We start from the raw sequence: 25,342 nt of genomic DNA, 5'->3' as shown, positions 1-25,342 counted from the left end.
ACCGTGGATTGTGTCAGGCTTGCAGATAGCGCAACACCGAATCGCAAATCATCTCGCGATGACGCTGCTTGATGCTTTCGTCCGGCAGATCAATCTGAAAAATCTCACTGAACGTGTGGCGGTTCGACACGCGATAGAAGCAGAACGAACTGATCAATAAATGCACATCCAGCGCATCGAGCCCGGCGCGGAATACACCCTCCTCGGCACCCCGGCGCAGAATCTCGCCGAGTGAATCGAGGATCGTGTTGTTCATCGCCTTGATCGCGTCGGATCGCTTCACGAACTCCGCGTTGTGGATATTTTCGATGCACACGATGCGCACGAAATCGACGTTGCGATCATGGTGATCGAACGTGAACTCCACCAGTCGCCGAATCGCCACCACGGGCGGCAACTCAGCCAGGTGCAGGCGGTTTTCGGTGTTGCGGATATCGCCGTAAAGTTTCTCCAGCACCTCGACGTACAACTGCTCCTTGCTGCCGAAGTAGTAATAGATCATGCGTTTGGAGGTGTGGATGCGCTCGGCAATCGCGTCGACGCGGGCACCGGACAATCCCTGCTGGACGAACTCGACGATCGCCTCCTGCAAGATGTTCTCACGGGTCTTTTCCGGGTTGTTCTTGCGACTTTTGCGCGGCTCTGCGACGGACTCGACGGGGGCTGCGGAAAGTTCTGAATTTATTGTCATTGCGGGCTCACGGCCATCACTGCACAGGCTGGCGATTATGGGCCGAGCCGCACAGTGAAGGAAGCCGCGCGACCCGTGTTTAATCCCGCGTTTACGAATTACCTACAACTTCGCCTGACGCACCGCGCCACTGCGTGATTTGGCCATCGCGGCCAAACGCACCGCAACGTTCGCCGCGCCATACCCGGCATAGCCATTTTTGCGCTGGATGATCTCGAAGAAGAAGCGCCCTTCAAACGGCTCGGTGTAGACGTGAAACAGCTCGCCACCCTGCGCGTCGCGGTCATACAGCATGTTGTAATACGCCAGCTCACTGAGGAATTCGTCGCCAAAATCAAAACGCGCGGCGAGGTCGTCGTAGTAGTTGAGCGGAATATCCAGCAACGGCACCCCCGCCTCTTTGGCCCGGCTGACTTCGGCGAAGATGTCATCACAATCGAAGGCGATGTGATGCACACCGGAGCCGCGATAGCTCGACAGTGCGTGGGAGATCGCCGTGTTGCGGTTCTCGGAAATGTTCAACGGCAAACGGATCGAGCTATCGCGACTGCGCAGCGCACGGCTCTTCACCAGACCATACGGGTCGGGGAGGACCACTTCGTCGTCGGCCTCAAAATCCAGCAGGCTTTTATAGAACAGCACCCAACTGTCGAGGCTGTCCGCCGGCAATGCCATGGCCATGTGATCGATGCGCTTGAGGCCGCCCCGTCCCGGTGCGTCGGGCAGCAGATTGAAGTCGGTGCCGTAGACATCCGCTTGTTCATCCACCAGATAAATCAGGCTGCCGTCCGGCGCGCGTACCGCCGCCAATTCCAGCTCGTTCGGCCCGACCAACCCGCGATAGGGCTGACCTTTATAGGCAACGGCACGGGCCAGCGCGCTGGCGCTGTCCTTGACTCGCACGGCGGTGGCGCACAGCGATGGACCGTGGGCCTCGAAGAAACTGTGCGCAAACGAGTACGGTTCAGAATTGAGGATCAGGTTGATATCACCTTGGCGCAGCAGGCTCACACTCTTGGAGCGGTGCTGCCCGGCCTTGACGAAACCCAGGCGTTCCAGCCAGTTCGATAGCTTGGCGCCGAGGCTGTCATCGACGGCGAACTCAAGAAACTCGACGCCGTTGTACTCGCTGGCCTTGGGCGTTTCGAAGAGGATTTCGCGATTGGCAACGGGGGTCGCGTCCTGCTCCAGGCGCAGCCGAGTCTTCTCCTCCAGGTACAGCAATGAACGCAAACCGTCCGCCGCGTTAGCCCGTGGCGGCGCGGCGCGAAAGCCATCGTTGAAGATTTCCAGCGACAGCGGCCCGGTGTAACCGCTCTGAATGATCGGCGCGAGGAAGCCCGGCAGATCGAATTCGCCCTGCCCCGGAAAACAGCGGAAATGTCGGCTCCACTCCAGCACATCCATTGCCAGGATCGGCGCATCAGCCATTTGCACGAAAAAGATCTTGTTGCCGGGAATGTCGGCGATCGCAGACGGATCGCCTTTCAGCGACAGGGTATGAAAGCTGTCGAGCAATACGCCAAGGCTTGGGTGGTCGGCCTGACGCACGATGTCCCAGACCTGTTGATAAGTATTTACGTGTCGACCCCACGCCAGCGCTTCATAACCGATGCGTAAACCGCGTGCCCCGGCGCGCTCCGCCAGAAGCCGCAGGTCATCTATCAGAATTTGCTGATCGCCAACGCTGTCGGCCGAGGCGTTACTGCACACCAGCACCAGATCGGTACCCAATTCCTGCATCAGATCGAACTTGCGCTCCGCCCGCTCCAGATTGCGCGCCAGCCGATCGCGGCGGCAGCCTTCGAAATCACGGAACGGCTGGAACAGGGTGATGGCGATGCCGAGATCGGCGCACATCTGTTTAATTTCCCGCGGACTGCCGTCGTAGTACAGGAGGTCGTTTTCGACGATTTCCACCCCGTCGAACCCGGCGGCGGCGATGGCTTCGAGTTTTTCCGGCAGGGTGCCGCTCAAGGAAACCGTGGCAATGGAACGCTGCATGCTTCAACTCCCGGACTGCGCCGTTGGTGACGGGGATCATTTTTATCGTGGTGAAATTATTGGCTGCATCACCTCGCGCAGCAATTTAAAGTGTACTACCCGGTTAGTTTTGCGGGCGATTATCGAACACAATGGCGGTTTGACGAATTGACGATTTTTCGCTCACTGCCCAACATCGACTGCACATTGAGTCCGGACATCAACCACCGGTCACAGTGTTCGACAACAAAAGAACACCAAATAACAAATCCAAAAACGGGTGGAACACATGATTCCTTCACAGACTTCCCGCATGGCCCCGGCCATGAGCACTGCCAACGGTGGCATCGGCGACAAGATCCGCGGCGCCATGGCGGTCGGCAAAACCCGTTGGGGCATGCTGGCGCTGGTGTTTTTCGCCACCACCCTGAACTACATCGACCGCGCCGCCCTCGGGGTCATGCAGCCGATCCTCGCCAAGGAAATGAGCTGGACGGCGATGGATTACGCCAACATCAACTTCTGGTTCCAGGTCGGCTACGCCATCGGTTTTGTCCTGCAAGGGCGGCTGATCGACCGGGTCGGCGTCAAACGCGTGTTCTTCTGCGCCGTGCTGCTCTGGAGCCTGGCCACCGGCGCTCACGGCCTGGCCACCTCGGCGGTCGGCTTCATGGTCTGCCGGTTTATCCTTGGCCTGACGGAAGCGGCGAACTACCCGGCCTGCGTGAAAACCACGCGCCTGTGGTTTCCCGCCGGTGAACGTGCTGTCGCCACCGGCATCTTCAACGCCGGCACCAACGTCGGCGCCATGTTCACGCCGATGCTGTTGCCGCTGGTCCTTCATGTCTGGGGCTGGCAGGCGGCGTTTCTGTGCATGGCGGCGCTGGGCGGGATCTGGCTGTTGTTCTGGGGTTTGAAGTACTTCAACCCGGAAGATCACCCGAGCGTGAAACAGTCCGAACTCGACTACATCCAGCAGGAAGTCGAACCGGAACAGGCTCGCGTGCCGTTCTCGAAAATCCTGCGCATGCGCGGCACCTGGGCCTTCGCCCTCGCCTACTCGCTGACCGCGCCGGTGTTCTGGTTCTACCTGTACTGGCTGCCGCCGTTTCTCAATCAGCAATACAACCTGGGCATCAACGTGACCCAGATGGGTATCCCGTTGATCATCATCTACGTCACCGCCGACTTCGGCAGTGTCGGTGGCGGCATCCTGTCCTCGTTCCTGATCGGTCGCGGCATGAACTCGATCAAGGCGCGGTTGCTGTCGATGTTGCTGTTCGCCTGCTGCATCATCGGGGTGGTCATGGCCGCCGGTTCCGCCAATCTTTGGGTTGCGGTGGCTGCCATCTCCCTGGCGATCGGCGCGCATCAGGCCTGGACCGCGAACATCTGGAGCCTGGTGATGGACTACACGCCCAAGCACATGATGAGTACGGTGTTCGGTTTTGGCGGCATGTGCGCGGCGATCGGCGGGATGTTCATGACCCAGATCGTCGGCCACATCCTCACCGTCACCAACAACAACTACACCGTGTTGTTCACCCTGATCCCGGCGATGTACTTCCTCGCGCTGACGTGGATGTACTTCATGGCACCGCGCAAGATTCCAACGATCACCGAGTGATCCCCCCCTGTAGGCGCTGCAGCACGCTGCGCCTACAGGGGTTTTGTGTCGCTACTTGCGGCTCTGCTGCCACGCCGCCGCCAGGCCGCTGCAACAGATCACCGCAATACCGATCACCGTCAACCCACTGGGCGTGTGATTGAACAGCAGCCAGCCCAACAGCCCCGCAAACACAATCTGGCAATACCCGAACGGCGCCAGCAACGCCGGCGCGGCATGGCGGAACGCCTGGGTCAGAAACAAGTGCGCGGTCATCCCGCAACTGCCCAGCGCCAGCATCAGCCCGGCATGGGCCAACGTTGGCACCTGCCAGAAGAACGGCACCAGCGCACTCATCACCAACGTGTTGCACAACCCGGCGAAGAAATTGCTGGTGGTCGGGCTGTCGACTTCGGCGAGCTTGCGCGTGAGCAGTTGGTAAAAGCAGAAAAACAGCGCCGAACACAGCGGCAGCAAAACAGCCGGCGTGAACAGTTCGCCACCGGGATGGACGATGATCAGCACGCCGATAAAACCGCAAATCACCGCGATCCATTGACCACGGGTCACTCGCTCCTTGAGCAGTGGCACCGATAACGCGGTCACCAGCACCGGCGCCAGGAAGTTCACCGCCGTGGCTTCCGCCAGCGGGATGTACATCAGCGCCGTGGTGAAGAACAGACTGGTGCCCAGCAGGCAAAGTGCGCGGATCAACTGCCACAAAGGCTTCTTGGTGCGCAGGACACGCAACCCGGATTGCGGCAGAAAAATGCCCGCCATCAGCAGGGTGTGCACCACGTAGCGTGCCCACACCACCATCACGATCGGATAAAACCCGGAGAGGTACTTCGACAGCGCGTCATGACTGGAGAACAGGAAGGTCGCCACGACAATCAGCATGATCCCTTTGAAGGGTTGGTTGACGCCGGACAACGGTGTACTGACGGTCATGGGCACTCCTTTTAAACACTGCCAAACAATCTAGAGCCAGGCGTCAGACTCTCACAGAGAATATTCATAATAGTGGGCGAACAGCGCACCAAATGGTTCAACACCGGCTTCAATGATAACGAGCAACACTGCAGAACTTTCGATGACGCGAAGTTATAGTCCTTATCCTGCACATGAACCCGGATTCACGCGCCAATAGAACCGCCGGGGCAACCCGGGTGTCTGACGACCGGACTGGCGCCATACTCACGCACCAGCAACACTCATCATCACGTTCAATAGAGGATTCCCACATGCTATGGAAAAAAGGCCGACGCAGTGACAACGTCGTCGATGCCCGTGGTGATGACGCCGGCGGTGGCGGTGGCATGCGCTTTGGCGGCGGCAAGGGCCTGAGCCTTGGAGCAATTCTGCTGATCGTCGGCATTGGCTGGATCACCGGGCAAGACCCGATGCAGATCCTCGGCCAGCTCACCGGGCAAATGTCCGAGCAACCGGCAGCCACTTCGCAGACCCGCCAGGCACCGCCGGCCAACGATGAACAGGCAGAGTTCGTCCGCTCGATCCTCGGCGATACCGAAGACACCTGGGGCACGATTTTCCAGCAGGCCGGCCGGCAATATAAAGATCCTACCCTGGTGCTGTTCAGCAATCGGGTCAACTCCGCGTGCGGTATGGCCACATCGGCTACCGGTCCGTTCTACTGCCCGGCAGACCAGAAGGTCTATCTGGACATGGCGTTCTTCCAGGAAATGTCGCAACGCTTCAAGGCGTCCGGAGACTTCGCACAAGCCTACGTGATCGCTCACGAAGTCGGACACCACGTGCAGACGCTTCTCGGTGTCTCGGCGAAAATTCAGACGGCCCGCCAGCAAGGTCGGCAGATGGAAGGCGACGGTGGCTTGCTGGTGCGTCAGGAACTGCAGGCCGATTGCCTGGCCGGCGTCTGGGCCTACAGCGCGCAAAAGCGCCTGAACTGGCTCGAACCGGGCGACATTGAAGAGGCCATGAACGCGGCCAACGCCATCGGTGATGATCGCCTGCAACAACAGGGTCAGGGCCGTGTGGTGCCAGACTCGTTCACTCACGGTACGTCGGCGCAAAGGGTGCGCTGGTTTAAAACCGGATTCGCGCAGGGCCAGGTAAGCCAGTGCGACACCTTTGCGGCGAAAAACCTGTAAATGCACAAATGGCTTTTGGCTTTACTGATCGTTGGCAGCACCGCGCAGGCGGCTGGCGTCGACGCAATCAGCCCCGGGCGATTGCAACTGAAGGCCGGGGAAATGGCGGTGGGTATCGGCCCTGCGCCGGAGAAAATCGAGCGCGTGCTGATCGTCATTCATGGTCGCCTGCGCAACGCCGAGACCTATCGCAAGAGCGCCGAAAGCGCGGCAGAACTGGCGGGGAAAACCGCGCACACGCTGGTGATCGCCCCGCAGTTTCTCAATGAAAGTGACGTGCCGTTGTACTCATTGCCCGCGACGGTGTTGCGCTGGAAAGGCAACGAGTGGATGGGCGGCGGTTTCTCCACAGGTCCGAATCCATTGAGTTCCTACGCGGCGCTGGATGAAATCGTCGGCCGTATCACCGATCGCAAACAGTTTCCGGACGTCAAGCAGATCGTGATTTTTGGCCATTCCGGCGGAGGTCAGGTGGTGCAGCGTTATGCCCTGCTCGCCAAGGATCAGCCTGCGCTCAAGGCCAACGGCATTCGCCTGCGTTACGTGGTAGCGAACCCTTCCTCGTACGCCTATTTCAACGAACAGCGGCCCGTGGCATTCGATCACGCGCAATGTCCGGGCTTCAATCGCTGGAAGTACGGTTTGTCAGACATGCCGGTGTATGCCGGTGGGCAAACGCCGCTGCAGCTTGAAAGCAGTTACATCAAACGTGAGGTGATTTATCTGCTCGGGCAGCAGGACATCGACCCACAGCATCCGGCCCTGGACAAGAGTTGCTCGGCAAAAGCGCAGGGGGCGTATCGCCTGGAGCGAGGCAAGCTGTTTTTCGGTTACTTGCTGCGCCGCCATCCGGAAGGCGTGAATCAGCGCTTGGTTGAGGTGCCGGGGGTTGGGCATAACGGCGATGAGATGCTGACGTCGCCGGAGGGGCAGAAGGCTCTTTTTGATCAGTAAGTAGTTTGGTGAAAGTTCCGGCCTCATCGCGAGCAAGCTCGCTCCCACATTCGATTGTTGTGAATACATATCCACTGTGGGAGCGAGCTTGCTCGCGAAGGCGTCACTCCAGACACCCAATGAATCAGGCTAAAAGCATCCGCCGCAACTCGACACAATCCTGCGCATGCCAATCCGTCAGCTCCGGCCACGGGTTATCCGGCAGATTCACCAGCACCGTGCGCGCGCCCGCCGCACGGCCGCAATCCAGATCAAAGCGGTAATCGCCGACCATCACCATCTCACTGGCCGACACGTTCCACGCCTCGGCCAGTTTCAGCAAACCACCCGGGTGCGGCTTCGGTGGTGCTTCATCGCGGCCCAGCACATCGTCGACGGCAAAGCAGTCAGCCAGACCGATTGCCTCCAGGGTCACATGCGCCAGTTCGCGCGCGTTGCGGGTCAGAATGCCGAGGCGATAACCGCGCGAGTGCAGATCACGCACCAGCTCCACTGCACCCGTCGCCGGGGTCGAACCCAAGGCCAGGTCGCGCTCGTGTTCAAGCAACCATGCATGCTTGGCCGCGGCTTCATCGGCCGGCAACGCGGCGAGATGGGTGAGGATGTCATCCTCGGGCGGAATCGCCAATGCCACGCGAATCGCCGCGAAGTCATGCACCGCGACGGTCAGGGTGCCGTCCATGTCGAACACCCAATGACGGACTTCAGCCAGGCTCATGCCCAATCCTTGCGATGCCGAATCAGGCCTTCCTGGGTGACCGAAGCCACCAGTTGCCCAGCGCGATTGAACACGCTGCCACGGGAAAAACCACGCGAGTTGCCGGCCCACGGGCTGTCCATCGCGTAAAGCAACCAGTCATCGGCACGCAGGTCATTGTGGAACCACAGCGCGTGATCAAGGCTGGCAACCTGCATGTCTTTCTGCCAGACCGATTTGCCGTGAGGCAGCATCGAGGTGGTCAGCAGACCGAAGTCCGAGGCATAGGCCAACAGGTATTTGTGCAGCGCCGGAATGTCGGCCAACGCACCGTCGGCGCGAAACCACACGTATTTCACCGGGTCCGCTGGCTGCGGGTTGTACGGGTCTTTTTCGGTGACCGGGCGTACTTCGATCGGCTTCGGACACAGCAGTTTTTCGCGCATGTGCTCGGGGATCAGGTGCGCACGTTGCTGAGTCAGCTCCAGCTCCGACGGCAGGTTTTCCGGGCCGACCACAACCGGCATCGGGGTCTGGTGCTCGAAGCCTTCTTCGTCGTACTGAAACGAAGCGCTGCACGTGAAGATCGGATGGCCCTTCTGGATTGCCGTCACGCGACGAGTGCTGAAGCTGCCACCATCGCGCACGCGATCGACCGAATAGACCACCGGCAACTTGGCATCGCCCGGACGCAGAAAATAACCGTGCATCGAATGCACATGGCGGGTTTCTTCAACGGTCTGACTGGCCGCCGACAGCGACTGGCCAAGCACCTGACCACCGAACAACTGACGGAAACCCAAGTCCTGGCTACGGCCACGGAAGAGGTTTTCTTCGATCGGTTCCAGGGTCAGCAAATCGACCAGATCTTCCAACACTTGGCTCATTCAGGCTCTCCTCACACAAAGCTATACCGCGCAGTCTTGGCTACGGCGGTCGATTCAGATTCTGGCGCAGGCCAATGATTTGGCGGCCATTGTAAACGTCCGTGTCGGCTTATCCATGCAAGGTTTGCAGCCATTGTTCCCGGGTGATGCGATACAGCACATGCCTTCTCAACGGGTGATCGACGGGGAGTTTCGGATGATCAAAGTCATCGGCCGGCGCGTGATGCATGCCGATCGCCTGCATGACTTTCTCCGAAGGCAGATTGCTTTGTGCGGTGAAAGACACGATCTCTTTCAAGGCCAATCGATCGAAGCCGCAGCGCAGAGCGGTCCACGCCGCTTCACTGGCGTAACCCAGCCCCCAATGTTCCTTGGCCAGACGCCAGCCGATTTCCACTGCTGGCGTGAATGGCGCGTCGAAACCGACGACCCCCAACCCGGTGAAACCGATGAACTCGCCGCTGTCCTTGCGCTCCAGCGCCCACAAACCGTAGCCATGCTCGGCAAAATGTCCGCGTACCCGGCCGATCAGCGCGGCACTTTCCAGTCGGCTCAAGGGTGACGGAAAGTAGCGCATGACCTGTGGATCGGCACACATCGCCGCAAATGCCGGCAAATCCTCGTCCTGCCACTGACGCATCAGCAGGCGTGCGCTTTCCAGTTGCAGTATCGGCTCCATCGTGCCCCTCCGTTTCCATGCCGCAAGTCTACATCGCTGGTAGGATCCTTCACTCTTTCCAACGTTCCCACGCGAAAAAGCCATGCCATTGCCGCTGATCTACCACGAAGACTACAGCCCCGAGTTCCCAGCGGATCACCGCTTTCCCATGGACAAGTTTCGTCTGTTGCGTGATCACCTGGTCGACAGCGGCCTGACCCGTGACGCCGATCTGTTGCGTCCGCAGATCTGCCCCAACGACATCCTCGCGCTGGCGCATGACCGTCGCTATATCGAACGCTACATGAGCGGCGAGTTGTCCCGCGAAGACCAGCGGCGCCTCGGCCTGCCGTGGAACGAAGCGCTGGCGCGGCGTACGGTGCGGGCGGTCGGCGGTTCAATCCTCGCCGCGGAAAAAGCCTTGGAGCATGGCTTGGCCTGTCATCTGGCGGGCGGCACCCATCACGCGCATTACGACTACCCGGCGGGGTTCTGCATCTTCAATGATCTGGCGATCATCAGCCAATACCTGCTGCAAAGCGGCCGGGTCAACCGCGTGCTGATCTTCGATTGCGACGTGCATCAGGGCGACGGCACCGCGCGCATCCTGCACGACACACCGGAGGCGATTACCGTGTCCCTGCACTGCGAGAAGAATTTTCCCGCACGCAAAGCCGAAAGTGACTGGGACATTCCGCTGCCCAAAGGCATGGGCGATGCCGACTATTTGAAAGTCGTCGACGACACGCTCAACTATTTGCTGCCGCTGTATCAACCGGATCTGGTGCTGTATGACGCGGGCGTCGATGTGCACAAGGACGACGCCCTCGGCTACCTGCAACTGACCGACGAAGGTGTCGCCGCCCGCGATGAAAGCGTGATGCGCCATTGTCTGGGCCGCGACATCCCGGTGGTCGGCGTGATCGGCGGCGGCTACAGCAAGGATCGCCACGCCCTCGCCCGCCGCCACGGCATTCTTCATCACAGCGCGCAGCGGGTCTGGACGTCACACGGTTGTCATTGAGCTGTGCTGCGTTACCCACAATCGCTGTGGAACTGCCTGTGGATAACCTGAGTGAAAGGGACTACAGGCCACAGCGAACATAGCGTACAGCGCGGCGGTTGTTTTTTAACCAACATTTGAATTGCTCCACAAATCCCCTGTGGGAGCGAGCCTGCTCGCGAAGAAGTCGGTCCTTTCAATATCAAAAGTGACTGACCCACCGCTTTCGCGAGCAGGCTCGCTCCCACAGGGATCTCCTCCATTGTCCTGCGCTGTTAGAATGCGCGCCTTATCCCGCCATACCGCAGCGCACGCCATGACTCAGAACACCGCCTCCTCCCCCGCTCACGTCGCCATCATCGGCGGCGGCCCTGCCGGCCTGATGGCCGCCGAAGTGCTGAGCCAGGCCGGAATTCGCGTCGATCTGTACGACGGCATGCCCTCGGTTGGCCGCAAGTTCCTGCTCGCTGGCGTCGGCGGCATGAACATCACCCATTCCGAAGCCTACCCGGCGTTCCTTTCGCGCTACGCCGAACGTGCACCGCAAATCGCCCCATTGCTTCGCAGCTTCGATGCCGATGCGTTGTGCCGCTGGATTCACGATCTGGGCATCGAAACCTTCATTGGCAGCTCCGGCCGTGTGTTCCCCACCGACATGAAAGCCGCGCCGTTGCTGCGCGCCTGGCTCAAGCGTCTGCGCGACAGCGGCGTGGTTATCCACACCCGCCATCGCTGGCTCGGTTGGAATGAACACGGCGCGCTGCGCATCAACAGCCCGGAAGGCGAGAAAACCCTAAAACCCGACGCCACGCTGCTCGCCCTCGGCGGCGGCAGTTGGTCGCGACTCGGTTCCGATGGCGCGTGGATGTTGCCGCTTGAGCAGCGTGGTGTAGGACTGGCGCCATTGCAGCCAAGTAACTGCGGCTTCGATGTGCAGGAATGGAGCGACTTGCTTGTCAGCAAATTCGCCGGCGCGCCGCTGAAAAATATCGCCATCGGCTTGAACGACGACATTCCGCGCTTGGGCGAATGCGTGATCACCGCGACCGGGATTGAAGGGAGCTTGATTTATGCGCTGTCGGCGCCGATTCGTGAGGCGATCAATCAATATGGCGCGGCGGTTATTCACATCGATCTGTTGCCCGGCCGACCTGTGGATAAATTGCAGGCAGCGTTGAGCAAGCCACGCGGTTCGCGCTCGATGGCCAAGCATCTGCACAGTCAGGTCGGGATTGATGGGGTGAAAGCGGCGCTGCTGCGCGAATTGACTGACGCTGCAACCTTTGCCGATCCGGCGTTGTTGGCCCGGGCGATCAAGGCATTGCCACTGACATTGATCAAAACCCGCCCGCTGGACGAAGCGATCAGCAGTGCCGGGGGCGTGACGTTCGAGGCGATGGACGAGCGCTTGATGCTCAAGGCGTTGCCGGGGGTGTTCTGCGCGGGCGAGATGCTTGACTGGGAAGCGCCAACGGGCGGCTATTTGCTCACGGGGTGTTTTGCCAGTGGGCGGGCGGCGGGGTTGGGGATTGTGCAGTGGCTTAAAAGCAGCGCCAGGTTTTAAGCCACAAGCTGCAAGCTAAAGCACGGCGCTTTTAACTTGCAGCTTGCAGCTATCCACTCGAAGCTGCTTTTACGGCTTGCGCTTGCGCGGCCCAGTGTTGAACACCGGCACCTTGCGCACAGGCTTGATCGAAGGCGCCTGCGTCTCGCCGCTGTCGACCCATTTACCCAGATTGCGCTTACCGCCACCGCCGGAAGCTTTCGGCTTTTTCGGTTTCTTCGGCTTCTTGATCACCTGACCGCTGGCATCGGTATCCGGCACGCGGTGCTCGGGTTCGAAGTCCGGCTCGTTCTGCCGCGGCAAGGTCTGACGCGTGAGCATCTCGATCGCCGACAGCATGTTCACTTCGTCCGCGCACACCAGCGAAATCGCTTCGCCCGTCGCACCGGCACGGCCAGTACGGCCGATGCGGTGAATGTAATCCTCGGCCACGATCGGTAGATCAAAGTTGACCACCAGCGGCAGGTCTTCGATGTCCAGACCACGGGCCGCGACATCGGTGGCCACCAGAATCTGCACTTCGCTGAGTTTGAAACGATCCAGCGCACGCTGACGGGTCGCCTGCGGTTTATCACCGTGGATGCCGTCCGCGTTGACGCCCAGGCCCTGGAGTTTTTCCACCAGCGCGTCCACGCCGTTACGGGTCTTGGCGAACACCAGCACCTGCTTCCACTTGTTCTTGCGCATCAAGTGCACGAACAGTTCGGCCTTGCGCTTCTTGTCCACCGTCACGATCCACTGCTTGACGGTGTTGGCAGCGACGTTACGTGGGCTCACTTCGACACTCAGTGGGTCGTTGAGCATCTGCCCGGCCAACAGGCGAATATCGTCGGAGAAGGTCGCGGAGAACAGCAGGGTCTGGCGCTTTTTCGGCAGCATGCGGTAGATGTTCGCCAGCTCTTCGGAGAAGCCCAGGTCGAGCATACGATCGGCTTCATCCAGCACCAGGGTTTGCAACTGATCGAGTTTCAGCGCGTTCTGGCGGAACAGGTCGATCAGGCGACCAGGCGTGGCGACCAGCACATCGACGCCGCCGCGCAGCTTCATCATTTGCGGGTTGATGCTGACGCCGCCGTAAACCGCATAAGTGCGCAGCGGCAGGTTTTCGGCGTACTGGCGCACAGACTCATGAACCTGCTCGGCCAGCTCGCGGGTCGGCACCAGAATCAGCGCACGCGCCGAGTTCGCGGTGACTTTTGGGCCTTCCATGGCCAGCAACTGCAACAGCGGCAAGGCAAAACCGGCCGTTTTGCCAGTGCCGGTCTGGGCCGCTGCCATCAGGTCGCGACCGGCCAGAACGGCCGGTATGGCTTGCGCCTGCACAGGCGTCGGGGTCTGGTAGCCGAGCTTCTCGAGGGAGCGCAGCAAAGGTTCGATCAGGCCAAGGGAGGCGAAAGTCATGGGAGTACCGTAGGAAAATTCAGCGCAATTGTGCGACACGAGTGTGCAATGCCGCGCAGTTTACCCTAATTCGTACGCTGTTCCGCGGGAACGGCTGTCGGCGCTGCGACTGGCGGCAGTACTGGCCGGCGCCACTGCGGCAAGCCAATCAACACCACAGCGCTGATGATCACCAACATCGCCAGCGCCTCTTCAATGCCGATGGTCTCGCCAACAAACACGATCCCCAGCAACACCGCCACCGCCGGGTTGACGTAGGCATAACTGGTCGCCGCGGCCGGGCGCACGTGCTTGAGCAGGTACATGTAGGAATTGAAGGCGATGATCGAGCCGAAGAAAATCAGATACGCCAGCGCCAGCCAGCCTTCAATCGGCGGCAGCGCTTGCAGATGTTCGCCGCTCAGCGTGCTACCGATCAGCAGCACCACACCGCCGACCAGCATTTCCACGGCACTGGCCATCGCACCCTGCGGCAGCGGCAGATGCCGGCTCCACACCGAACCGAAAGCCCAGGCCGCCGCAGCAAAAATCAGCAACGCCGCACCCAGCGGACTCGATTGCAGGTTCGAGCCCATGTTGAGCATGGCGATGCCGACAATGCCCAAGCCCACCCCGGCCCACTCGAGACGGGTATTACGCGCGCCCCAGAAATAACCGAAGAGCAACGTGAACAACGGCACCGTCGCCACCGCCAACGCCGCCACGCCCGAAGCCACCCCCGAGTGCTCGGCCACACTCACCGCACCGTTACCGAAGCTGAGCAGCAAAATCCCGATGATCCCCGCCGCTTTCCACTGCGCCCACGTCGGCGCCGGTGCCCCGCGCCAGCGCAGGAAGCCGTACATCAACGCGCCGGCAATCACAAAACGCACACCGCCCAGCATCAGCGGCGGCCAGTATTCGACGCCGATGCGGATGACCAGGTAGGTCGACCCCCAAATCACATACAACGCGAAAAAAGCGGCGATCAGCGGCAAGGAAAAACGGCGCAGGGCAGACATGAGCAACTCGACAGTCAGCGTCAGAAGACTGGGTATTCTAGGAAGGCCAGCCGGCAAAAATAAGCTACAAAACCTGTTTATCGCGCCGGTACACTTTGGAAATCACGGAGATCAACGGGATAAACCGCGATTTCAAAAGTCTGCCGATTTCAGGAGTTCAGCCTTGGACAAATACGACCGCATGCTGCTCAGCGCCCTACTCGAAAACGGTCGAGCGTCCTACGCCGACCTGGCGCGCAAAGTGAACCTCTCCGCCCCCGCCGTCGCGGAGCGTGTGGCCAAGCTTGAAGCAGCGGGAGTGATCACCGGATATGAGGCAAAGATCGATCTGGCGAAAATCGGCCTGCCGATTCAGTGCGTGATCGAACTGCGTCTGCACCAGAACGGCAGTCAGAAGGTCTACGACGAACTGGTGAAAATCCCCCAACTGACCGAGTGTTTTCGAGTGACGGGCGATCCGTGCGTGATCATGAAGGGCGCGGTAGGCTCGATGCCAGAACTGGAGGAGTTGATCAATCGCGTGGCGAAATTTGGCTTTAGCAAGACGTCGATTGTGTTGTCGAGCGCCATCGAGAAGCGCGTGCCGTTGGGGTACATCGAAGGCAACGGCAAGTCTTGAGGCAATGATGTCCACTGTGGGAGCGGGCTTGCCCGCGAAGAGGGAGTGCCAGACAACACCTTTCTGAATGACACACCGCATTCGCGAGTAAGTCCGCTAGCGAGAAGCCTTCAACTTAGCTACGACTTTCCTGAGTCAGCAAGTGCGGCATATCTCGCATGCGCATCCATGGCTCATTGCGCCAATGCAGAAGTCTCAACGTTTCCCCTGCGCACATCATCAAACGCAGATGCGGATCTGAAACTGACTCCGAGCCCTGACGAAGCATCGGCACGACTTCATGGGTCAGCCAACGACGCAAATGACGGTTCTCCGGGGAGTAGTGGTAAACCAGCATTGCGTAAACGCCGGACTCGCTCAACATCAAGGTCTCTTGAACACCATCGCCTCCCGATAGATACATTATCCGCCGCTGATCTTCATCAAGCTTCAGAACTTGTCGCCCATTGATTTCCAACCCCATGAGACGACCAAAATCACGGGCACAAAACCAGGCTTCGCCATGTACCAGAGCGGCTTGCAGCTGTATGTGATGGCGGATGAAGGTTTGGGGGTCTACGAGTGACTCACGACTGAATGACGAGCCGGAGTTTTTTGGAGCGGGAGTTACTTTAATCATGGCAAATTACCTAACGAATGTTGGAGCCGCCTGCATCACTTGCAGATGATGGGTGGCGGCTGTGAGCGGGTCTGCAAGACCGAGTCGTTAGGCAACCTCGGCAGACCCGAAGGTCTCCCGCACACAGCCACCATAAAATCGTTGGTCGCCAAAAGAGCGACGAGATTATAGGTGCACCGGTCAGTGCCTAACAAATTATCGGCGGGCTTGCAGTCCCGGTCGCTGAATTTGCAGCGACGAGAAGAGGTTAGCGGCGGGACTATCGGAGCTCAAGACGGATTATCCCTAAACTTCAGTAGGATGCTTCGTCGAACCCTACACGCAGTTAAACAGCCCGGTTAGGCAAGACTTTTGTGCCGGTGGACGCCACCAAGCGCAACAGCTAATGCCCTCACAGATGCCGACAATCGGTCTTTCTCAAAAAATAAAAAACCGATAGAAATGAAAGGAGCTCAGAAATGACTTGGAAGGGAACCCTACGCTCAATGCAGGCGTCAGCAAGAAGAGCCGAGCGTAGCTCGAAGCGGCGCCAACGGGAATTGCAGGTGCGAGAGAAAGAGTTCGCAAAAATGGAGGCCCTTGAGCAGGCCGCGTACGAAGTAGAGGTCTACGAAAACCACATAGATCTGCTGCTGTCCGTGCATAAAGATTGTGGCGAGGGGATCGACTGGAGTGAATTCGCAAATCAACCGCCACCGATAAAACCCACAGCACTCAATACACATGAAAAAAAAGCCAGGGCGAAACAGTCCGGTTATAAACCTGGCTTCATCGTGCGCACTTTAAAACTTGAGGCCAGACAACGTAGAAAACTTGAATTAGCCATTCATGCAGCGGTTGCCAAAGACACGCAGGAGTTAGCTCAAGAGTTAAGCGATTGGGAAGCGCAGCATCAGGATTGGAAAGTAGATCACGATCTTGCGTTGGAAATACTCGCCGGTAATGCCCAATCGAAAATTGATGCAGTCCTACGAGTGAATCCGTTCACGGATATTTCGCACTTGGGCACATCAATTAATTTCTCTGTTACAGACGCAGGCATTCTCGAGTGCACGCTCTCGGTACAAGGAACCAAAGTGATCCCTCAAGAAATCAAGTCGCTGTTGCAGAGTGGGAAACTATCGGTAAAGAAAATGCCGATCAGCAAATTCAATGAGCTGTTACAGGACTACGTATCCAGCTGTGTTTTACGTGTAGGGCAGGAACTGCTGAGTATCCTTCCCGAGCGCCTCGTCATCGTTACAGCTGTTGACTCACTCCTCAACTCCGCAACCGGCCATCTCGAAGATCAACCGATCCTCAGCGTCGCACTCGCACGCGAGACGCTATTCAAACTCAACATGCAAAGTATCGATCCATCCGATTCGATGAAGAACTTCGTACACACGATGAATTTCAAGAAAACAACCGGTTTTTTGCCGGTAGACAAGGTTGATAGTCAACAATTCGCCAGTCTGGCCTGACGTAAAAAGATTGCAGCCTTCGGCAGCTCCTACAGAACTCGATTGTGTTGTCGAGCGCCATCGAGAAACGCGTGCCGTTGGGGCACATCGAAGGCAACGGCAAGTAGAGTTCTCCTGTAGGAGCTGCCGCAGGCTGCGATCTTTTGATCTGGCTTTTAAAAACAAGATCAAAAGATCGCAGCCTCGTTTCACTCGACAGCTCCTACAGGGAAGCTACTGCGATTGAGGGATCAGCGATAGCGCTGTAGATGTTCGCTGACTTTAGCGGCTGGGACTTTCTGTAATTTGCACAACAGGTCGTGATTCAGCTCACGCACCCCATGCTTGTGCCGCAGCTCTTCAGCCAAGTGCGCCATCAAGTTCGCCGCCATCTCCGCATCCGCCATTGCCCGGTGAGCCTGACCGGTGTGCGGCAGACGCGCAAACGTGGTGAGGGTGCCGAGTTTGTGATTCGGCGCGGCCGGCATCAGTCGGCGGGCGAGTAACAGCGAACAGGCGAAGTTTTGCAGGCGCGTGCGCTTGATCCGCCCCAGCTCGAAGTCCCAGAACTTTTGGTCGAACGAAGCGTTGTGCGCCAGCAGCGGCGTGCAGCCGACAAACTCGTTGACCTCGTTCATCACTTTTTCCGCCGGCGGCGCGGTGCGCAGCATGGCGTTGCTGATGCCGGTCAGTTGTTCGATGAACGCGGGGACGCGTACCCCCGTGTTCATCAGGCTCTGGTAACGCTCGACGATGCGGCCGTTTTCCAGCATGACCACGGCGATTTCCGTGGCGCGACAGCTGCTGTTTGGCGAGAGGCCAGTGGTTTCAAAGTCGATGACTGCAATGCGTTCCAAACCGGGTTCAACTCCGTACAAATCAATTCTTCAGTAACCGCTCAATTCTTCAGTAGCAGTGCGCCATCGATCGGCACATAACGGCTGGCGGCGCGGATCAGCGAGTTGGCGGTGAGGCCGGGAACGCCGTAAGCGACCGCTTGCACCCCGTGTTTGCTGATGATGCGTTCCAGCAGCATGTCGAAATCGCCGTCACCGGACGCCAGGACAACTTCGTCGACGTGGTCGGCGGCGTCCATGATGTCGAGGGTGATGCCCACGTCCCAGTCGCCCTTGGCCGAGCCGTCGCTGCGCTGGATGTACGGCTTGAGCTTCACGATGAAGCCGAGGTTGCGCAGGATCTGCTGGAACTGCTGCTGCTTGCTGTCGCCACGGTCGATCGCGTAGGCGTAGGCCTCGACGATCTGCCCGTCCTTGCTGATGTCTGCCCACAGCGCCGCGTAGTTGAAGTGGCAACCATAGGCCTGACGCACGGTGTAGTAGAGGTTCTGCACGTCGGCGAACACTGCGATTTTTTTCACCGGAGTTCCTGTGAGCGCGCAAGCGCACGAAGCGGGATCAGGCGCCAGGCCCGAAAATGGCGCTCAGTATGCCAGCCCGAAGGAAGGTGACGCGAATAATCGGTCCGGAGCCCGCAGGGGCTCCGGACGAATGGTGAGTCAGACGAAGGAATCGTCGTCATCGAAGAACGATGAGTTGTCATCGCTGTAGTCGGTATCGGCAACCCCACCCTGGTCGTTTCCGGCCATGCGCGGGTCATCGCCCCAACCGCTGTTGCTCTGGTCTGCAACCTGCGCCGGCCCTTCCTTGATCACTTCAACAATTTCTTCCGGCTGCTGATTGTGATGAAACAGGCTGCTGATGCCCTGCGCCAGCATCACACCGCCGGCCACGCCAGCGGCGGTTTTCAAGGCGCCACCGAGAAAGCTGTTGCCTGCCGCCGGAGCCGCTTGTTGCGCGTAGTTAGGCGACTGTGCGCCAAAGCTCTGTTGCGGCGCGGGCGCGGTGAAGTTCTGCTGCGGTGCCGGTTCACGCCAGCCGCCAGTGGATGTCGGGGTGCTCTGGGCCGGTGCCGGACGCGAATTGCCGCCACCAAAGATGCTCGACAGAAAACCACCGCCACCGCTCGGCGTCGACGCCGCACCTTGGGCCTTGGCCGATTGCAGTTCGGCCTGCAACTGCTGGACTTGCCGGGTCAGTTGCTTGTTCTGTTCGTCGAGGCTCTTGAGCGCTGCCTCTTGCACCAGAATCGCCTGGGTCATGAAATAACCTGCCGCCGGTTGGCGTGTCAGGTGTTCCTTGATCCGCGTCTCGGCCTGGGCATCGCGCGGGGCTGCTTCCGTTTCGGCCTGTTGCAGCCGGGAAAACAATCCATCGATCAGGGTTTGCTCTTCGCTGTTCATGGCGACCTCGTAGATTGCCGGGGAAAACATTGCCCTCGTCCACACTGGACGGGGTGCTCACCTGTAATGGCGACGGTGACAGGATGTTTCAACGACCTTTACCGAATGTTTACGTTTGTGCCGCGCCGCACATCATCGGTTAAAGTGAGCCACTGTTTTCGACCTGCGATACCGACTGATGAATGCCTTCGAAGTGCTGCGCGACTCTCTGTATTTTTTCAAACGCCATTTGGTCAGCATCGTGCAGCTGTGCCTGCCGCTGGTGATCGTCGAAGCCTTTTTGCAACAGGTGGTCGATCGCGCCACCGGGCCGGAAAGCTTTGCGGCGAGCAGCATCATCGTCGGCCTGGTGATTTATCCGTTGTATACCGCCGCGCTGATCCTGTTTCTCGATGCCCGCAGCCGTGGCGAGTCGCCGCGCAACCGCGACCTGCTGGCGATGGCTGCCACCCTGTGGCCGCGCTTCGCCTTGCTGACGGCGCTTAATACCTTGCTGATCCTGCTGGGCATTTCGCTGTATTTCCTGCCGGGCCTGATCCTCATGGTGATGCTGGCGTTCGGCGAATACCTGCTGGTCCTGCGCGGCCTCAATCCATTGCACGCCATGAAAGAAAGCCTGCGCCTGACCCGTGGGCATTTCTGGCGAATCCTGCTGTGCATTCTCTGCGTGATGACGCCGCTGTGGTTGCTCAAAGGAGCGAGCCTGGCGGTTTATCCCGAGCCGCAAAACCCGGTGATCGCCGTACTGATCGACAGTGCCCACAGCTTCCTGCAACTGTTCACCAGCGTGGTGCTGTTTCGCCTGTTCATGCTGATCAGCGAACTGCCTGACAAACGTAGTGGCGCGGTCTGATCGCTTTGGCCTTGGGCGACGGGCGCGCACTCGGGTATGCTCGGGGCCACTTTCTGTAACGCTATAAGCCGAGCCATGACCCGTCTGCTGCGCTACACCCTGTTGCTTGTTGTGCTCGCCATCGCGCTGATCGGCGTGCTGTTGTTCAGCCTGACCTGGCGCCCCGACACCCGGGAAACCCTGCCGGTCAGTTGCACCGGCACCCCGCCTGCGCTGGTGCCCGGGCAAGCGCTGAAAGTCATGACCTGGAACGTGCAGTACCTGGCCGGCAAGCGTTACGTGTTCTGGAATGATCTGGCCCAGGGCAACGACGAAGCGCCGACCCTGGAAGACATGGCCTTCAGTCTCGATGAAGTGGCGCGGGTGATCCGCGACGAGCAACCCGATGTGGTGCTGTTGCAGGAACTGGATAACGGCGCCAAGGCCAGCGACTATCAGCATCAACTCAACTTGTTGCAGGAGCGGGTCGCCGATCTGTATCCGTGCAGCGTCAGCGCGTTTGACTGGAAAGCCGACTTCGTTCCCGAACCACGCATCTTTGGCAGCGTCGGACGACAACTGGCGACACTGAGCCGCTACCGCATCGAACACGCCGAACGCCTGCAATTACCGGTGGCTTCGAGCAATTTCATCAGCCGCCAGTACCAACCCAAAAACGCCCTGCTCGCGACCCGTCTGCCGCTCAGCGATGGCGGGCAACTGACCGTATTCAATACGCATCTGGAACGCGCCAGCCAACCGAATGACACCCTGCAGGCGCAGGTGACGGCCGTGGCCAAGGTACTCGACAAGTATGAAAGCCAGGGTGTGCTGTGGCTGGTCGGCGGCGACTTCAACCTGCTGCCGCTCGGCCAATATCGCCGTTTGCCCGCCGAGCAGCGCACGCCCTACGCTGCCGACAGCGAGTTACATCTGCTGTGGGACAAATACCCGATGATCCCGACCAACAACGAAGCCAGCGGCATCAATCGCGCCCAGTGGCTGACGCACTACCCCAACGATCCCGGCCTCAACGGCCCGGATCGCACGGTCGACTATCTGTTCTACAGCCCGAAGATCAAACGGGTTGAAGCGATGGTGCGCCAGGACGATACCCTGCGCATTTCCGATCACTTGCCAGTGATCGCCCGCTTTCTGCTCCCGGCCACCCCATAGCAATGGCATTGCTCCAACGGCCCGATTACACGGCTTCGGCCTTCGAATTTACAACATGGAAGACGCATGAAAATCTTGTTGATGTGCAAGGACATCGGCGGTTATGCCCGTAAACTGGCTGACCATCTGAGGAAGGATAACGACGTGTGCTTCATTGATACGTCGGCGATGGCCAACACGTTCGATCGAGCCCCCAAGATCATCCGTCGTCCGCTCAAGCGTTGGGCTCAGTTGCGCCAGGTCAAACGCGCCATAGGTGCAGGCGGGCGATTCGACGTTGCCCTCATCATCAACCCGGCGCAAATCGATCCGGAGCAGTTAGCAACGGGATTGCGCGCCTCAGAGCGCAAGATCGCTTATCTGTACGACAGCTTCAGTCGCTGGCCGATGAGTCGCGAAGCGCTGGCCAGGTATGACGAGGTGTTTTCATTCGACCCGGAAAACGCCAAGAGCCACGGTCTGAAAAAACTGCACAATTTCATTTACGACGATTATGTGGCCGACGGTGCGCCCGGCGATTACTCGGCGTTTGTGGTGATGGCCGGCAGGGACCGGGTGCCGGCACTTGAAGGTCTGGCGAATGAGTTCGATCGACTCGGCATTACCGATTACAGGTTTCTGGTGCAGTGCAAACCGATCCCGGGGGCTCATCCGGGCATTACGTTCTTCGAGCAGCGAATGTCGCTGGAGTCCGTGGGCGAGTTGGTCAAGCGCTCGCAGATCATTCTGGACATTTCCAAGCCGGGTCAGACCGGTTTGAGCTTTCGCTTTTTTGAAGCCATGGCCTCGCGAAAAAAGGTCATCACGACCAACAAGAGTGTGGTCGATTATGACTTCTACAATCCGGCAAACATTCTGGTCATCGACGAAAACAGCCCGGTGATTCCGGAGCACTTCATCACAGCCCCGTACGTGGACATCCCTGCCCCCATCTATGAGAAATACACGCTGCAAGGTTGGGTGAAGACGGTTTTCTCGCAGCAATGAATTGTTGGCCGATTCACATCCTGCAGGAGCTGCCGCAGGCTGCGATCATTTGATCTTCAGGTGCCACGAGGTTTGGCCCGGGCAGTGGCCTCCGCCACCAACGGATCATCCGGCCAATAATGCTTGGGATACCGTCCCTTCAAATCCTTCTTCACCTCGGCATAAGTGCTGCGCCAGAAGTTGGCCAGATCCTGCGTCACCTGCACCGGACGCCGTGCGGGTGACAGCAGATGCAGCTTGACCACCTGCCTGCCGCCAGCGATTCGCGGGGTTTCGGCCAGCCCGAACAACTCCTGCAGACGCACCGCCAGAATCGGCGGAAACTCGCTGTAATCCAGACGAATCGACGAACCCGACGGCACGCTCAGATGATGCGGCGCCAGCTCATCCAGCCGTTGCGGCAGCGGCCACGGCAGCAGATTGCGCACGATGCTCGATAGATCCAGATTGGCGAAATGACTGAGCCGCGAAACTTTGCCCAGATACGGCATCAGCCAGTGTTCAAGGGATTTCATCAGCGCGGCATCGCTGACGTCCGGCCATTGGCTTGCGTCTTGAGTCTGCAGATCCAGCTGCCGCAACAGGGCGACACGCGCCTGCCACTGACGCAGTTCCGGGGTCCACGGCAGCAACTCAAGCCCCTTGCGTCGTACCAGATTGACCAGTGCCTGACTGCGTGCACTTTCATCGAGACCGGTCAACGGTTCACGACTGAGGATCAGCTCACCGACCTTGCGCTGACGCTCGGCGCGCAACACCCCTTCGCGCTCGTCCCAGTCCAATTGATCGACGCACTGCACCTGCTCGGCCAGCACCGAATCAAACAGCGCCGGATCAAAATCCGTCGCCAGATAAATCCGTTCTTCGCGCTGCCCCTGACGGCTGCCGAGGTCGGCAATGACGATCCACGGTTCTTTCATCAGGCTGTCGGCTTCGGCGAACAGCGCGGCGCGGCCGTTGGCCAAGCGATACTCAGCGCCACCGGCCCGGCGCTGTTGGGCGACACGGTCTGGATAGGCCAGCGCCAGCAAAGCGCCGAGCCAGCGCGGATGATCCGGATCGTTGACCGGTTCACTCGCCTTACCGCGCAGGTAACCGCGATATTGCCGCGCCAGTTGCCGCGCACGCTGCACGCCGCCCTGCGCCCCACGGGTGGCGCGCGCTTCGCCCGAGAGCAGAACCAGTCGGCTGTGCAGGTCGGCCCCGGCGCCGCGCAAGATATCGCGCTCGCCCAGCAGCGCGGCGACATCACAAGCCATCGTCGCCAGCCCCAACGCCTGACCGCGCAGCAATAAGTGGCCGATACGCGGATGCGCCGGCAGCTCGGCCATGGCTTGACCGTGCGCAGTCAGCGCCTCGCCGTCCAGCGCACCCAGACGCTGCAACAAATCCTGTGCCTGTGCGTAAGCCGCCGCCGGTGGCACGTCGAGCCAGACCAGCTCGCCCGGTGTCACGCCCCAGCGCCCCAGTTGCAACGCAAGGCTGGCCAGATCTGCCGAGAGAATTTCCGCACTGCCGTAGGCCGCCAGTTGCTCGTGTTGATCCTGCGACCACAGGCGATAACAAACGCCCGGCTCCAGACGCCCTGCCCGGCCTGCGCGTTGGGTGGCGCTGGCCTTGGAAATGCGTTGAGTGTCGAGGCGGGTCATGCCGCTGCCCGGATCGAAACGCGGCACCCGCGCCAGCCCGGCATCGATCACCACGCGCACGCCGTTGATGGTCAAACTGGTTTCGGCGATGTTGGTCGCCAGCACCACTTTGCGCTGACCGGGTGGAGCCGGATCGATCGCGGCTCGTTGCGCGTTCAGATCAAGCTCACCGTGTAACGGACAGAGCAACACGTCGCTGCGCCCACCGATGGCGTCGCTCAGCTGTTGATGGACGCGACGGATTTCCGCCTGCCCCGGCAGAAACACCAAGACGCTGCCGGTTTCATCATTGAGCGCTTCGAGTACCGTCTGCGTCACACGTTGATCAATGTATTCGCCGGGCTGAAACGGCCGGCCCCAGCGCATTGCCACCGGATACATGCGGCCCTCGCTGCGCAAGATCGGCGCGTCGTCGAGCAAACCGGCCAGGCGTTCGCCTTCCAGCGTTGCGGACATCAGCAAAATCTTCAGCGGCTGTTCAGCGCGAAACAGTTCGCGACCGTTCAAACTCAGGGCCAATGCCAGATCGGCGTCGAGGCTGCGTTCGTGGAATTCGTCAAAGATCAGCAGACCCACGCCTTCCAGTGCCGGGTCGTCCTGCAAGCGGCGGGTGAGAATGCCCTCGGTGACCACTTCGATGCGGGTATTAGGACCAACCTTACTGTCGAGACGGATGCGATACCCGACGGTCTCCCCGACCTTCTCGCCCAACTCGCTGGCCAGTCGCTCCGCTGCGGCACGCGCCGCCAGACGACGAGGCTCAAGCATGAGGATGGTTTGCCCATCGAGCCACGCTTCATTGAGCAGCGCCAAGGGCACGCGGGTGGTTTTACCGGCGCCGGGCGGTGCTTCGAGCACGGCTTCGTGGCGTGTCGCCAACGCTTCACGCAGGGCGGGTAAAACTTCATCGATCGGCAAAGAAATCATGCTGGCTCCCCAGGGCGTGCCCACAGTAAATTGCGACTCGCGTTAAAGATGTGAGCGTGCCAGGCAAGGCGCGGGACGCAGGTAAGGGTCGTTTCCTTGCCAAGTCCCGCAACGCAGCATGGCGCGCTCACAGCTTTAGCCCGGAGGGCCGAACCCCGACAGGACTCATCAGCCTTCACGCGGTGTCGATCTGGAGAAAACAACTTCAATCCTCAACATATTTCGGTAGGGGTGAGACGAGGCCGCAATTTACT

Annotated in this window: 23 protein-coding genes and 1 pseudogene; 11 read left to right on the top strand and 13 right to left on the bottom strand. The window is 59.6% G+C overall.

Features of this window, described 5'->3' with window-relative positions; translation table 11 throughout:
* Nucleotides 1-13: 13 nt before the first annotated feature.
* Nucleotides 14-691, bottom strand: coding sequence for a TetR family transcriptional regulator (locus tag AB4P91_RS09635; protein ID WP_150595276.1), 678 nt, complete (start codon nt 689-691; stop codon nt 14-16).
* A gap of 102 nt (nt 692-793) precedes the next feature.
* Nucleotides 794-2,695: a 3-dehydroshikimate dehydratase QuiC gene (quiC, locus tag AB4P91_RS09630; RefSeq protein WP_395604699.1), complete on the bottom strand. Its 1,902-nt coding sequence runs from the start codon at nt 2,693-2,695 to the stop codon at nt 794-796.
* A gap of 268 nt (nt 2,696-2,963) precedes the next feature.
* Here quiC and AB4P91_RS09625 point away from each other — a divergent pair, with 268 nt between their 5' ends.
* Nucleotides 2,964-4,301: an MFS transporter gene (locus tag AB4P91_RS09625; RefSeq protein ID WP_150597070.1), complete on the top strand. Its 1,338-nt coding sequence runs from the start codon at nt 2,964-2,966 to the stop codon at nt 4,299-4,301.
* 51 nt (nt 4,302-4,352) lie between these two features.
* On the opposite strand, the gene AB4P91_RS09620 is transcribed toward AB4P91_RS09625, so the two are convergent.
* Complete coding sequence (locus AB4P91_RS09620) at nt 4,353-5,231, bottom strand: DMT family transporter (RefSeq protein WP_395604698.1); 879 nt, start codon at nt 5,229-5,231, stop codon at nt 4,353-4,355.
* A gap of 293 nt (nt 5,232-5,524) precedes the next feature.
* Here AB4P91_RS09620 and AB4P91_RS09615 point away from each other — a divergent pair, with 293 nt between their 5' ends.
* Together AB4P91_RS09615 and AB4P91_RS09610 are read left to right on the top strand one after the other, a co-directional pair.
* Nucleotides 5,525-6,412 (top strand): neutral zinc metallopeptidase, encoded by an 888-nt coding sequence (locus AB4P91_RS09615; RefSeq protein WP_042561190.1) that lies wholly within the window; start codon nt 5,525-5,527, stop codon nt 6,410-6,412.
* The gene (locus tag AB4P91_RS09610) at nt 6,413-7,366 is read left to right on the top strand and encodes an alpha/beta hydrolase (RefSeq protein WP_395604697.1); all 954 of its coding nucleotides are present in this window, start codon (nt 6,413-6,415) and stop codon (nt 7,364-7,366) included.
* Nucleotides 7,367-7,490: 124 nt separating this feature from the next.
* On the opposite strand, the gene AB4P91_RS09605 is transcribed toward AB4P91_RS09610, so the two are convergent.
* The 3 genes from AB4P91_RS09605 to AB4P91_RS09595 all read right to left on the bottom strand — a co-directional run bounded on the left by AB4P91_RS09605 (nt 7,491) and on the right by AB4P91_RS09595 (nt 9,629).
* Nucleotides 7,491-8,084: an HAD family hydrolase gene (locus tag AB4P91_RS09605; RefSeq protein ID WP_150688153.1), complete on the bottom strand. Its 594-nt coding sequence runs from the start codon at nt 8,082-8,084 to the stop codon at nt 7,491-7,493.
* On the bottom strand, nt 8,081-8,950 hold the full coding sequence (gene tesB, locus AB4P91_RS09600) for an acyl-CoA thioesterase II (RefSeq protein WP_047303520.1): 870 nt from the start codon (nt 8,948-8,950) through the stop codon (nt 8,081-8,083). Before tesB ends, AB4P91_RS09605 begins: the two co-directional genes overlap by 4 nt.
* A 109-nt stretch (nt 8,951-9,059) precedes the next feature.
* Nucleotides 9,060-9,629 carry a GNAT family N-acetyltransferase gene (locus AB4P91_RS09595; protein ID WP_395604696.1) on the bottom strand — a complete coding sequence of 190 codons (570 nt, stop codon included), beginning with the start codon at nt 9,627-9,629 and terminating at the stop codon, nt 9,060-9,062.
* Nucleotides 9,630-9,711: 82 nt separating this feature from the next.
* On the opposite strand from AB4P91_RS09595, the gene AB4P91_RS09590 reads away from it, so the two are divergent.
* Nucleotides 9,712-10,632 (top strand): histone deacetylase, encoded by a 921-nt coding sequence (locus AB4P91_RS09590; RefSeq protein ID WP_395604695.1) that lies wholly within the window; start codon nt 9,712-9,714, stop codon nt 10,630-10,632.
* Between the two features lie 295 nt (nt 10,633-10,927).
* Complete coding sequence (locus tag AB4P91_RS09585; protein WP_395604694.1) at nt 10,928-12,175, top strand: TIGR03862 family flavoprotein; 1,248 nt, start codon at nt 10,928-10,930, stop codon at nt 12,173-12,175.
* Between the two features lie 69 nt (nt 12,176-12,244).
* Here AB4P91_RS09585 and AB4P91_RS09580 read toward each other — a convergent pair whose 3' ends face one another.
* The gene (locus AB4P91_RS09580) at nt 12,245-13,576 is read right to left on the bottom strand and encodes a DEAD/DEAH box helicase (RefSeq protein ID WP_395604693.1); all 1,332 of its coding nucleotides are present in this window, start codon (nt 13,574-13,576) and stop codon (nt 12,245-12,247) included.
* Nucleotides 13,577-13,641: 65 nt separating this feature from the next.
* Entirely contained in the window at nt 13,642-14,577 is a 936-nt protein-coding gene (gene yedA / locus AB4P91_RS09575; protein WP_047303528.1) for a drug/metabolite exporter YedA, read from the bottom strand.
* Nucleotides 14,578-14,740: 163 nt separating this feature from the next.
* Here yedA and AB4P91_RS09570 point away from each other — a divergent pair, with 163 nt between their 5' ends.
* On the top strand, nt 14,741-15,196 hold the full coding sequence (locus AB4P91_RS09570; RefSeq protein WP_395604692.1) for an Lrp/AsnC family transcriptional regulator: 456 nt from the start codon (nt 14,741-14,743) through the stop codon (nt 15,194-15,196).
* Nucleotides 15,197-15,311: 115 nt separating this feature from the next.
* Here the strand turns inward: AB4P91_RS09570 and AB4P91_RS09565 are convergent, their stop codons facing one another.
* The gene (locus AB4P91_RS09565) at nt 15,312-15,815 is read right to left on the bottom strand and encodes a Bro-N domain-containing protein (protein ID WP_395604691.1); all 504 of its coding nucleotides are present in this window, start codon (nt 15,813-15,815) and stop codon (nt 15,312-15,314) included.
* A gap of 458 nt (nt 15,816-16,273) precedes the next feature.
* Here AB4P91_RS09565 and AB4P91_RS09560 point away from each other — a divergent pair, with 458 nt between their 5' ends.
* Both AB4P91_RS09560 and AB4P91_RS09555 read left to right on the top strand, forming a co-directional pair.
* Complete coding sequence (locus tag AB4P91_RS09560) at nt 16,274-17,278, top strand: hypothetical protein (RefSeq protein ID WP_395604690.1); 1,005 nt, start codon at nt 16,274-16,276, stop codon at nt 17,276-17,278.
* Between the two features lie 6 nt (nt 17,279-17,284).
* Nucleotides 17,285-17,385 (top strand): annotated as a pseudogene (locus AB4P91_RS09555) (Lrp/AsnC family transcriptional regulator); the annotation flags it as partial.
* 123 nt (nt 17,386-17,508) lie between these two features.
* On the opposite strand, the gene AB4P91_RS09550 reads toward AB4P91_RS09555, so the two are convergent.
* The 3 genes from AB4P91_RS09550 to AB4P91_RS09540 form a co-directional block, all read right to left on the bottom strand.
* Entirely contained in the window at nt 17,509-18,114 is a 606-nt protein-coding gene (locus AB4P91_RS09550) for a PolC-type DNA polymerase III (protein ID WP_150595266.1), read from the bottom strand.
* 41 nt (nt 18,115-18,155) lie between these two features.
* Nucleotides 18,156-18,635, bottom strand: a complete 480-nt coding sequence (locus AB4P91_RS09545) for an NYN domain-containing protein (protein WP_395604689.1) — start codon at nt 18,633-18,635, stop codon at nt 18,156-18,158.
* A 138-nt stretch (nt 18,636-18,773) separates the two neighbouring features.
* Nucleotides 18,774-19,517, bottom strand: a complete 744-nt coding sequence (locus tag AB4P91_RS09540; protein ID WP_395604950.1) for a DUF2076 domain-containing protein — start codon at nt 19,515-19,517, stop codon at nt 18,774-18,776.
* Between the two features lie 178 nt (nt 19,518-19,695).
* Between AB4P91_RS09540 and AB4P91_RS09535 the strand changes: the two genes are divergently transcribed.
* From AB4P91_RS09535 to AB4P91_RS09525, 3 genes are all read left to right on the top strand, one after another.
* Entirely contained in the window at nt 19,696-20,370 is a 675-nt protein-coding gene (locus AB4P91_RS09535; protein ID WP_150597065.1) for a YciC family protein, read from the top strand.
* 75 nt (nt 20,371-20,445) lie between these two features.
* Entirely contained in the window at nt 20,446-21,525 is a 1,080-nt protein-coding gene (locus AB4P91_RS09530) for an endonuclease/exonuclease/phosphatase family protein (protein ID WP_395604688.1), read from the top strand.
* A 66-nt stretch (nt 21,526-21,591) separates the two neighbouring features.
* Nucleotides 21,592-22,512 (top strand): hypothetical protein, encoded by a 921-nt coding sequence (locus AB4P91_RS09525; protein ID WP_395604687.1) that lies wholly within the window; start codon nt 21,592-21,594, stop codon nt 22,510-22,512.
* A gap of 56 nt (nt 22,513-22,568) precedes the next feature.
* Here the strand turns inward: AB4P91_RS09525 and hrpB are convergent, their stop codons facing one another.
* Nucleotides 22,569-25,088, bottom strand: coding sequence for an ATP-dependent helicase HrpB (gene hrpB / locus AB4P91_RS09520; protein ID WP_395604686.1), 2,520 nt, complete (start codon nt 25,086-25,088; stop codon nt 22,569-22,571).
* Nucleotides 25,089-25,342 lie beyond the last annotated feature (254 nt).

The organism is Pseudomonas sp. B21128 (assembly GCF_044218865.1).
GTDB lineage: Bacteria > Pseudomonadota > Gammaproteobacteria > Pseudomonadales > Pseudomonadaceae > Aquipseudomonas > Aquipseudomonas iridis.
Note: the sequence above shows the minus strand (reverse complement) of the source record. Positions and strands in the feature narration are given on the sequence as shown.

Excerpts from the sequence above, each read along its gene's own strand:
- AB4P91_RS09525 (WP_395604687.1), top strand. The coding sequence starts at position 21,592 with ATGAAAATCTTGTTGATGTGCAAGGACATCGGCGGTTATGCCCGTAAA.
- AB4P91_RS09595 (WP_395604696.1), bottom strand. The coding sequence starts at position 9,629 with ATGGAGCCGATACTGCAACTGGAAAGCGCACGCCTGCTGATGCGTCAG.
- AB4P91_RS09590 (WP_395604695.1), top strand. The coding sequence starts at position 9,712 with ATGCCATTGCCGCTGATCTACCACGAAGACTACAGCCCCGAGTTCCCA.
- AB4P91_RS09530 (WP_395604688.1), top strand. The coding sequence starts at position 20,446 with ATGACCCGTCTGCTGCGCTACACCCTGTTGCTTGTTGTGCTCGCCATC.
- AB4P91_RS09625 (WP_150597070.1), top strand. The coding sequence starts at position 2,964 with ATGATTCCTTCACAGACTTCCCGCATGGCCCCGGCCATGAGCACTGCC.
- hrpB (WP_395604686.1), bottom strand. The coding sequence starts at position 25,088 with ATGATTTCTTTGCCGATCGATGAAGTTTTACCCGCCCTGCGTGAAGCG.
- AB4P91_RS09540 (WP_395604950.1), bottom strand. The coding sequence starts at position 19,517 with ATGAACAGCGAAGAGCAAACCCTGATCGATGGATTGTTTTCCCGGCTG.
- AB4P91_RS09635 (WP_150595276.1), bottom strand. The coding sequence starts at position 691 with ATGACAATAAATTCAGAACTTTCCGCAGCCCCCGTCGAGTCCGTCGCA.
- AB4P91_RS09560 (WP_395604690.1), top strand. The coding sequence starts at position 16,274 with ATGACTTGGAAGGGAACCCTACGCTCAATGCAGGCGTCAGCAAGAAGA.
- AB4P91_RS09620 (WP_395604698.1), bottom strand. The coding sequence starts at position 5,231 with ATGACCGTCAGTACACCGTTGTCCGGCGTCAACCAACCCTTCAAAGGG.
- AB4P91_RS09605 (WP_150688153.1), bottom strand. The coding sequence starts at position 8,084 with ATGAGCCTGGCTGAAGTCCGTCATTGGGTGTTCGACATGGACGGCACC.
- yedA (WP_047303528.1), bottom strand. The coding sequence starts at position 14,577 with ATGTCTGCCCTGCGCCGTTTTTCCTTGCCGCTGATCGCCGCTTTTTTC.
- quiC (WP_395604699.1), bottom strand. The coding sequence starts at position 2,695 with ATGCAGCGTTCCATTGCCACGGTTTCCTTGAGCGGCACCCTGCCGGAA.
- AB4P91_RS09565 (WP_395604691.1), bottom strand. The coding sequence starts at position 15,815 with ATGATTAAAGTAACTCCCGCTCCAAAAAACTCCGGCTCGTCATTCAGT.
- tesB (WP_047303520.1), bottom strand. The coding sequence starts at position 8,950 with ATGAGCCAAGTGTTGGAAGATCTGGTCGATTTGCTGACCCTGGAACCG.
- AB4P91_RS09610 (WP_395604697.1), top strand. The coding sequence starts at position 6,413 with ATGCACAAATGGCTTTTGGCTTTACTGATCGTTGGCAGCACCGCGCAG.
- AB4P91_RS09615 (WP_042561190.1), top strand. The coding sequence starts at position 5,525 with ATGCTATGGAAAAAAGGCCGACGCAGTGACAACGTCGTCGATGCCCGT.
- AB4P91_RS09585 (WP_395604694.1), top strand. The coding sequence starts at position 10,928 with ATGACTCAGAACACCGCCTCCTCCCCCGCTCACGTCGCCATCATCGGC.
- AB4P91_RS09580 (WP_395604693.1), bottom strand. The coding sequence starts at position 13,576 with ATGACTTTCGCCTCCCTTGGCCTGATCGAACCTTTGCTGCGCTCCCTC.
- AB4P91_RS09535 (WP_150597065.1), top strand. The coding sequence starts at position 19,696 with ATGAATGCCTTCGAAGTGCTGCGCGACTCTCTGTATTTTTTCAAACGC.